This window comes from Rhizobacter sp. P2_H3, from assembly GCF_056403355.1.
Map to the genome: position 1 here is coordinate 1 of NZ_JBFUFQ010000240.1, position 8,468 is coordinate 8,468.

Here is an 8,468-nt window from a genome sequence, read left to right on the forward strand (position 1 = left end):
GCGCCAGGACACCGCGGCGCTGAAGCAAGATGCGCGGCTGGTCTCGCTGCTGCGCAATGCGGCCGAATCGGCGGCCGGCGAGGACGGCTGGTCGGCGCTCGGTGCGGTCGGCCAGCAGATCGGCAACCAGGYCTCGTTCGACCCGCGCAACTACGGCTACCGCAAGCTGATCGACCTGATCGAGGCGACGCAGCTGTTCGAACTCGACCGCCGCGGCAGCCAGGTGGTGCTGCGCGACAAGCGCCTTGCGAAGAGCAGGGGATAATGCGCCGGTGAAGCGGGCCAGACCGCCGCTGGTGCAAGGCTCGAAAGGGCGCACTGGAGGAAGGTCCGGACTGCACAGGGCAGCGTAGCAGCCAACGGCTGTCCACCGCGAGGTGAGGATCAGAGCAACAGAGACGAGTCGCCGCATCGGTCGCAAGGCCGGCGCGGCGGGTGAAACGGGCAATCTCTACGCGCAGCAATACCAAATAGGCACACGTTGATTCGGCCCGAGGAGTGTGCGGGTAGGTAGCACCGAGCCGGGCAGCGATGCCCGGCCCAGAGGAATGGCGGTCACGTCCGCCGGTTCGCAAGAGCCGGCGGGCGCACAGAATCCGGCCTATCGGTCCGCTTCACACTTTCAACCGGCCATCAGGCCATAGACCCGTTCCGGCGGGATGCGCGGGAACGCGGCGGCGTTCTCGGCGGCGCCCTCGATCGCGAAACCGGCCTGCGACGAATCGCGGCGGTGGGTCTCGCCGACCGGCTTGCCGTTCTTGTCGCTGAGCGTCGCGACGAGCGGGTGCGGCCCGCTGGTGGCCCGGCGGATGACGACGCCCACCTCGCCGGAGTGCAGCCGCACCAGGCTGCCGGGCGGGTGCACGCCGACCGTCCGGATCATGGCCATCGCCAGTTCATCGCCGGCGCTTTGCTGGAAGAGCTGGCGCGTGGCCATCTGCGGCGTCATCGCCGGGCGCTTCTCGCGCGCGCTGATCTTGGCCATGTAGACGTCGGCCGCGCGCAGCACGCGGGCTTCCGGGGTCGGTTCGTGGCCCTTCGGGTAGCCAGCGCCGCCCAGTTGTTCATGGTGGCCCAGCACGGTCGCCAGCCAGGTCTCGTCCTCGACACCGACGCCCTGCAGCATCGCGACCGAGGCTTCGGGATGCGCCCGGATCTGCTCCAGCTGCTTGCGGGTCGGCGGCGTGTCCTGGGCGGCCATCGTGGCCTGCAGGTCGAGCATCGACAGGTTCATCGTCAGCGCGGCACATCCGAGCGAGGTGCAGCGCTGCGGCGTCCACCCGAGCTGGCGGCCCGTCAGCAGTGCCAGCGCAGCCACCCGCACGGCGTGGCGGAAGGGGTAGAGCGCAAAGCGGCGCTCTTCCTGGCGCATGCATTCGAACAGCGCCACGTCCGGATCGCGGTCGACCAGCGCCTGCAGCACGGTGAAGAAGGCCGTCAGCGCCGCGCCCTGCGCCTCGCGGCGCTGGAGTGCGCGCGCCACCTGGTCGAAGTGATGCATCAGGCGCTCCCAGCGGTCGAACACCGACAAGGCAGCCGCGGCCTGGGACTTCTTCGCAGCGGCCGCCTGCGCCTGCCGGGCGGCCTCGACCAGCGGCCGTTCGGCCCAGGCGCCGCGCTCGTGCAGGCCGTCGAGCTGGCGCTCGTCGAGCAGCACCTGTCCGGCGTTCAGCAGCAGCCGCTCGTGCGTGTCGAGGATCCGGAACGGCAGCGGCTCGCCCACGTGCAACAGGTCGCGCACCTGGACCAGCGGAACACGGTCTGTCGAGGAGCTCATGGCGCGAGTGTGAGGCAAGCGGGAGCGCGGGTCGACCTCGCAAACGCGCATGGCGCCCCAGTCGGCCCGCTACACTCGGCGCTCCGCATGAACCCCGACGCACAACAACTCTGGCGCGCACCGCGCTGGGCGCTGGCCGCGCTGCTCGCCTGCCTCGGCATGCTGGGGCCCTTCTCGATCGACACCTACCTGCCGGCCTTCACCGGCATCGCGCAATCGATTGGCGCGACACCGGTCGAGATGCAGCAGACGCTGTCGGCCTACCTGTTCGGCTTCGCGGTGATGAACCTGTTCCACGGCGCGTTGTCCGACAGCCTCGGGCGCCGTCCGGTCGTGCTGTGGGGCATCGCGGTGTTCACGCTCGCGTCGGCCGGCTGCGCGCTGTCGCAGCACATCGGCGCGCTGGTGTTCTTCCGCGCGCTGCAGGGCATGTCGGCCGGGGCCGGCATCGTCGTCTCGCGCGCGGTGATCCGCGACATGTTCCCGCCGGCCGATGCGCAGCGCGTGATGTCGCAGGTCACCATCTACTTCGGCATCGCGCCGGCCATCGCGCCGATGGTGGGCGGCTTCCTGTTCGTGCATGTCGGCTGGCATGCGATCTTCTGGTTCCTCACCGCCGTCGGCACCGCGCTGTGGATCGGCAACTGGCGGCTGCTGCCCGAGACGCTGCATGCCTCGCAGAAGCAGCCGTTCAACGTGCGCCACCTGATGCGCGGCTACTGGCAGCTGGGCTCGAACCCACGTTTCCTGATGCTCGCGCTCGCGAGCGGCATTCCGTTCAACGGCATGTTCCTGTACGTGCTGTCGGCGCCGGTCTTCCTCGGCGACCACCTGCACCTGCAGCCCGGCCAGTTCTTCTGGTTCTTCCTGATCACCATCAGCGGGATCATGGGCGGCGCCTGGTTCTCGGGGCGGCTGGCCGGCAAGATCAAGCCGCACCACCAGATCCGCCACGGCTTCGTGATCATGCTGGTGGTGTCGGTCGTCAACCTCGCGCTGAACCTGCTGTTCGTGCCGCAGGCCTGGTGGGCGCTGCTGCCGATCGGCATCTTCGCGTTCGGCTGGGCACTGATGGTGCCGGTGGTCACGCTGATGACGCTCGACCTGGTGCCCGAGCGGCGCGGCATGGCCTCGTCGTTCCAGGCCTGCATCGGCAGCCTGGCCAACGGGCTGGTGGCCGGCGTGATCGCGCCGCTGGTGATGCATTCCACGCTCTGGCTCGCGATCGCGTCGCTGCTGATGATGAGCATCGGCGTCTTCGCCTGGATCTGGGTCAAGCCGCGCGTCGTGATCAAGCTCAAGCCGGCCGCCTGACGGTCGATATCGCGAGAGACGCCCCGAGTTCCGAGGGCGTGCCGGGAGCGTTTCCATGTCCACCATCCTGTCTGGCCGCCTTGCCGCGGCGTTGCTCGGCCTGAGCCTGGCCGCCGTGGCGGCGCAGGCCTCCGACGTCCATGCGCCGGACCCGCGCAACTCGCCGGTCAAGCCGATGAAGGATGCCGACTCCGACAAGCCGGCCGCCGCCAAGGCGGCCAAGGCCCGCGGCTTCGAGGACCCGATGGATCGCCTGCGCCAGCGCCTGGCCGAGAAGCTCGGCGCGCAGCCGGCCGAGGCCAACCCCGACATCGTGCGCGTGGCCAACCGGCCGGGTGCGGCGTCGACCACGCCGGTGCGCTCGGCGGTGTCATCCTCCGGTGGTGGTGGCGGTGCGGCTGCGCTGGATGCCACGCAGGGGGTGGCCGAACCACGTGCGATCGCCGCGCGCCCGTCGCGCTCGGTCGTCGCCGCGCATGGTGCGTCGCCGCACTGGGATTACAGCGGCGAAGGCGCGCCGGAGAACTGGAGCAAGCTGAAGCCCGAGTTCAGCGCCTGCTCGAGCGGCAAGCGGCAGAGCCCGATCGACATCCGCGACGGCATCTCGGTGCAGCTCGATCCGGTGCAGTTCGACTACAAGCCCAGCAGCTTCAAGGTGCTGGACAACGGCCACACGGTGCAGGTCAACGTGGCGCCGGGCAACTCRATCGAGGTGATGGGCCGGCGCTTCGAGCTCGTGCAGTTCCACTTCCACCGCCCGTCGGAGGAGCGCATCAACGGCCGGCAGTTCGACATGGTCGCGCACCTGGTGCACAAGGATCTCGAAGGCAAGCTCGCGGTGGTCGCGGTGCTGCTGGACCGTGGCAGCGTGCAGCCGATCGTGCAGACGGTGTGGAACAACCTGCCGCTGGAGAAGGGCGACGAGGTCGCCGCCCGCGCGACGCTCGACCTGAACGCGCTGCTGCCGTCCGAGCGCGGCTACTACACCTACATGGGCTCGCTGACGACGCCGCCGTGCAGCGAAGGCGTGCTGTGGATGGTGATGAAGCAGCCGGTCGGAATCTCGTCGGAGCAGATCGGCATCTTCTCGCGGCTGTACCCGATGAATGCGCGGCCGATCCAGTCGGCGAGCGGGCGGTTGATCAAAGGTTCCAATTAGACGGAGCCCCCACGTCGCTTCGCTCCTGCCCCCCGAGGGGGCGCCTCCCGGCGGCCCGGCAAAGCCGGCTCCGCGGGAGTTGCTTGATGGGCACTTCGCTGCGCTGGTGCGGGCTTGCTGCGACCTCGTGGATGTCTACCGGGCCACCCACCGCACGCCGGTCGTTTTTGGTGCCAGGCCGCCCGCGCTTGGCGCTCCGGCACCCATGCCACGCCCCCGTTTGGGATCCCCGCGCGGCCCTGATTCCCCCTCTTTCCCCGCTACCCTGGGCGCCTTCCGGCTGGCACGTCCGTTGCATGTATACAAGAAGGTGTTCTAAACAGCGGCGATCGGGATCGTGCACTGGCGAACGGGCATGACTCCTGCGAACCCACTTCAGCGGCGACGCACAGGAGCGCAGAAATGACGCAAGAGACGACCCAAGAGACGACGCAAGAGAAGTTCACGGCCGGCTTCCATCGGCGGGATGTCCTGAAGGGCGCCGGCGCGGCGCTCGCCCTGGGTGGCCTGGGTGGCTTCGGCAGCCTCGCGAACGCGCAGGCCCCGATCACCGCCGGCTTCATCTACGTCGGCCCGAAGGACGACTTCGGCTACAACCAGGCGCATGCCGAGGCGGTGGCCGAGATCAAGAAGCTGCCCGGCATCAAGGCGGTGGAAGAGGAGAACGTCCCCGAGACCACGGCGGTGCAGAAGACCATGCAGGGCATGATCTCGCAGGACGGCGCGACGCTGCTGTTCCCCACCTCGTTCGGCTACTTCGACCCGCACATGCTGGCGGTCGCGGGCAAGAACCCGAACGTGCGCTTCGCGCATTGCGGCGGCATGTGGACCGAGGGCAAGCACCCGAAGAACACCGGCAGCTTCTTCGGCTACATCGACGAGTGCCAGTACCTGAACGGCGTCGTCGCCGGGCACATGAGCAAGAGCAAGAAGCTCGGCTTCATTGCCGCCAAGCCGATCCCGCAGGTGCTGCGCAACATCAACGCGTTCACGATGGGCGCGCGCTCGGTCGATCCGTCGATCACGACCACGGTGATCTTCACCGGCGACTGGTCGATGCCGGTGAAAGAGGCCGAGGCCACCAACAGCCTCGCCGACCAGGGCATCGACGTGTTCACTATGCACGTCGACGGGCCGAAGGTGATCGTCGAGACGGCCGCCAAACGCGGCAAGTTCGTCTGCGGCTACCACGCGAGCCAGGCCAAGCTCGCGCCGGCGGCGTACCTGACCGGTGCCGAGTGGAACTGGATCACCGCGTACAAGACCATCATCGATGCGGCGCGCACCGGCAAGCCGCACCCGAACTTCGTGCGCGGCGGCCTGAAGGAGGGCTTCGTGAAGCCGTCGCCGTACGGCGCGATGGTGTCGGCCCCGGCGAAGAAGGCGGCCGACGACGTGAAGGCCGCGATGCTGAAGGGTAGCTTCGACATCTTCAAGGGCCCGCTGAAGGACAACGCCGGCAAGACGATCATCGAGGCGGGCAAGGTCTTCAAGCAGACCGATCCGGCCCTCGAAGGCATGAACTACCTCGTCGAAGGCGTCGTCGGCAAGACCGGTGCGTAGCCCGGATGCCAATCCGGGGAGCGTCCTTCCATCATGAACGCACGCCACGCTGAATCGCTCGAAGCCGTCGCGCTGCCGCTGCTCGCGATGGCCGGCGCGCTGCTGCTGTTCGGCGCCTTCGTGTGGCTCGGCGGCAAGAGCCCGGTCGACGCGTGGACGCTGCTGTTCAAGGGCGCATTCGGCGACTGGTTCTCGTGGCAGAACTCGCTGCAGCGCGCGGCACCGCTGATGCTGACGGCGTTGTGCGTCGCGATCCCCGCGCGGGCCGGCTTGGTCGTGATCGGCGGCGAAGGCGCGCTGGTGCTGGGCGGCCTCGCGTGCGCGAGCCTGCCCTACCTGATCACGCCGCCGGCCAACGCGTTCGGCAGCGCGCTGCTGCTGATCGCCGCAGCCGCGGCGGGTGCGGCGTGGATCGCGCTGGTCGGCCTGCTGCGCCAGCGCCGCGGCGTCAACGAAACGATCAGCAGCCTGCTGCTCGCCTACATCGCGGTGGCGTTGTTCAAGCATTTTGTCGAGGGCCCGCTGCGCGACCCGGCGAGCCTGAACAAGCCGTCGACGCGACCGATCGCCGATGCACTGCTGATCGGCGGCATCGGCGGCAGCGACATCCACTGGGGCCTCGTCTTCGGCATCGTTGCCTGCATCGCGCTCGGCCTGTGGATCTTCCAGACGCCGTCGGGCTTCGCGACGCGCGTGGTCGGCGGCAACGCGCGTGCCGCGCTGCTGGTGGGCCTGCCGAGTGCGCGATTGATCGTGATCGCCTGCGCGATCGGCGGCGCCTGCGCCGGCCTGGCCGGCGGCATCGAGGTGCTGGCGGTGCACACCAGCGCCAACGCTGCGCTGATCGCGGGCCTCGGCTACACCGGCATCCTGGTGTCCTTCGTCGCGCGCCACAACCCGTGGCTCGTGATGCCGGTGGCGGTGCTGTTCGGCGGCTTCGGCGCGGCCGGCAGCCTGCTGCAGCGGCGCATGGACCTGCCCGATGCCTCGGTGCTGGTGCTGCAGGGCTTCGCGTTCCTGCTGATCCTCGCGAGCGAGGCCTTGCGCGGCAGGCTTTTCGTCGCGCGGGCGAAGCCGGTCGCGCTGCCGCCGGTCGTTGCGCCGACCTCCGCGCAGGTGAGCACATGAGCAGCATGGAGTTGTTCTTCAACGTGCTGATCGCCGTGCTCGGCGGTGCGATCCGCGTCGGCACGCCGTTCCTGATGGTGAGTCTCGGCGAGTGCGTCACCGAGAAGGCCGGCCGCATCAACCTCGGGCTCGAGGGCGTGCTGGTGTTCTCCGCGATGAGCGGCTTCGGCGGCGCGTACCTCAGCGGATCGGCCTGGGTCGGCGTGCTCGTCGGCGGGCTGTCGGGCGCCGCGCTCGCGCTGCTGCACGGCCTGGTGTGCTCGCTGCCGCGCGTCAACGACATCGCCGCCGGCATCGCGCTGATGCTGCTCGGCAGCGGGCTCGCGTTCTACCTCGGCAAGCCGCTGATCCAGCCGCAGGCGCCGCAGATCCCCGCGCTGGCGCTCGGCGAATGGAGCAGCTCGGCGCAGATCCGCTCGGCGCTGCAGGTCAATGCGCTGTTCCCGATCGGTGTCGCGCTTGCTGCGCTGCTCGCGTGGGGCTTCAAGGCGACGCGCTTCGGGCTGGTGCTGCGCATGGCCGGCGATTCGAGCGATGCGGCGCGCTCGCTCGGCTACTCGGTCCACGGCATCCGCATCGCGGCCACGGTGATCGGCGGCTTCATCGCGGGCCTGGGCGGTGCCTCGCTGTCGCTGCACTACCCGGGCAGCTGGAACGAAGGGCTGTCGAGCGGGCAGGGGCTGATCGCGGTGGCGCTGGTGATCTTCGCGCGCTGGAGCCCGTGGCGCTGCCTCGGCGCGGCGCTGCTGTTCGGCGGCGCCGGCGCGCTCGGGCCGGCGCTGCAGTCGGTGGGCATCAGCAGCGGCTACCACCTGTTCAACGCGGTGCCGTACGTGCTGACGCTCGCGATCCTGGTGTGGACCTGCTCGCCGACGCGCCGGGTCCAGGGCGCACCGGCGGAACTGGGGGTGTCGCTGTGATCCCCCGCTACGTCGATGCCGATCCCTACCGCTGGCCGTTCGACGGCGACCTGCGGCCCGACAACACCGCGCTGATCGTGATCGACATGCAGGTCGACTTCTGCGGCGCGGGAGGCTACGTCGACAAGATGGGCTATGACATCGGCCTGACGCGCGCGCCGATCGCGCCGCTGCAGCGCCTGATGGCCGCGATGCGCGACGCCGGCTGCCTGCTGATCCACACCCGCGAAGGGCACCGCCCCGACCTGAGCGACCTGCCGGCCAACAAGCGCTGGCGCTCGCGGCAGATCGGCACCGACGGCATCGRCATCGGCGACGTCGGGCCGTGCGGCCGCATCCTGACGATCGGCGAACCGGGCTGGGAAATCATCCCCGAGCTCGCGCCACTGCCCGGCGAGCCGGTGATCGACAAGCCCGGCAAGGGCTCGTTCTACGCGACCGACCTCGACCTGATCCTGCACACCCGCGGCATCCGCAACCTGGTGCTGACCGGCATCACGACCGACGTGTGCGTGCACACCACGATGCGCGACGCGAACGACCGCGGCTACGAGTGCCTGATCGTCTCGGACTGCACTGCCGCCACCGACCTCGGCAACCACCTCGC

8 protein-coding genes and 1 other RNA gene are annotated in these 8,468 nt (G+C 69.5%); 8 read left to right on the top strand and 1 reads right to left on the bottom strand.

The annotated features are described in order from the left end of the window. Both AC1D1T_RS27165 and rnpB read left to right on the top strand, forming a co-directional pair. Positions 1-265, top strand: a 265-nt coding sequence (locus AC1D1T_RS27165) for an OST-HTH/LOTUS domain-containing protein (protein ID WP_477992844.1), incomplete at its 5' end; no start/stop codon positions are given. Between the two features lie 9 nt (positions 266-274). Next, an RNA gene (rnpB, locus tag AC1D1T_RS27170) (RNase P RNA component class A) lies at positions 275-620 on the top strand. Positions 621-622: 2 nt separating this feature from the next. Here rnpB and AC1D1T_RS27175 read toward each other — a convergent pair. Then, positions 623-1,777 (bottom strand): HD-GYP domain-containing protein, encoded by a 1,155-nt coding sequence (locus tag AC1D1T_RS27175; protein WP_477842076.1) that lies wholly within the window; start codon positions 1,775-1,777, stop codon positions 623-625. An 87-nt stretch (positions 1,778-1,864) separates the two neighbouring features. On the opposite strand from AC1D1T_RS27175, the gene AC1D1T_RS27180 reads away from it, so the two are divergent. The 6 genes from AC1D1T_RS27180 to AC1D1T_RS27205 all read left to right on the top strand — a co-directional run. Beyond that, complete coding sequence (locus tag AC1D1T_RS27180) at positions 1,865-3,091, top strand: multidrug effflux MFS transporter (RefSeq protein ID WP_477827222.1); 1,227 nt, start codon at positions 1,865-1,867, stop codon at positions 3,089-3,091. 55 nt (positions 3,092-3,146) lie between these two features. Continuing rightward, on the top strand, positions 3,147-4,250 hold the full coding sequence (locus AC1D1T_RS27185) for a carbonic anhydrase (RefSeq protein WP_477842080.1): 1,104 nt from the start codon (positions 3,147-3,149) through the stop codon (positions 4,248-4,250). Positions 4,251-4,652: 402 nt separating this feature from the next. Next, a complete protein-coding gene (locus AC1D1T_RS27190) occupies positions 4,653-5,813 on the top strand; it encodes a BMP family ABC transporter substrate-binding protein (RefSeq protein ID WP_477828832.1) in 1,161 nt (386 codons plus the stop codon). 33 nt (positions 5,814-5,846) lie between these two features. Then, positions 5,847-6,941, top strand: coding sequence for an ABC transporter permease (locus tag AC1D1T_RS27195; RefSeq protein WP_477992845.1), 1,095 nt, complete (start codon positions 5,847-5,849; stop codon positions 6,939-6,941). Between the two features lie 5 nt (positions 6,942-6,946). After that, on the top strand, positions 6,947-7,861 hold the full coding sequence (locus tag AC1D1T_RS27200; RefSeq protein WP_047500370.1) for an ABC transporter permease: 915 nt from the start codon (positions 6,947-6,949) through the stop codon (positions 7,859-7,861). Then, positions 7,858-8,468 (top strand): cysteine hydrolase family protein (locus tag AC1D1T_RS27205; protein ID WP_477992846.1); only part of this gene is annotated, 611 nt, incomplete at its 3' end. The genes AC1D1T_RS27200 and AC1D1T_RS27205, both read left to right, overlap by 4 nt.

Coding starts and splice junctions, on each gene's coding strand:
- AC1D1T_RS27175 (WP_477842076.1), bottom strand. CDS start 1,777: ATGAGCTCCTCGACAGACCGTGTTCCGCTGGTCCAGGTGCGCGACCTG.
- AC1D1T_RS27180 (WP_477827222.1), top strand. CDS start 1,865: ATGAACCCCGACGCACAACAACTCTGGCGCGCACCGCGCTGGGCGCTG.
- AC1D1T_RS27190 (WP_477828832.1), top strand. CDS start 4,653: ATGACGCAAGAGACGACCCAAGAGACGACGCAAGAGAAGTTCACGGCC.
- AC1D1T_RS27195 (WP_477992845.1), top strand. CDS start 5,847: ATGAACGCACGCCACGCTGAATCGCTCGAAGCCGTCGCGCTGCCGCTG.
- AC1D1T_RS27200 (WP_047500370.1), top strand. CDS start 6,947: ATGGAGTTGTTCTTCAACGTGCTGATCGCCGTGCTCGGCGGTGCGATC.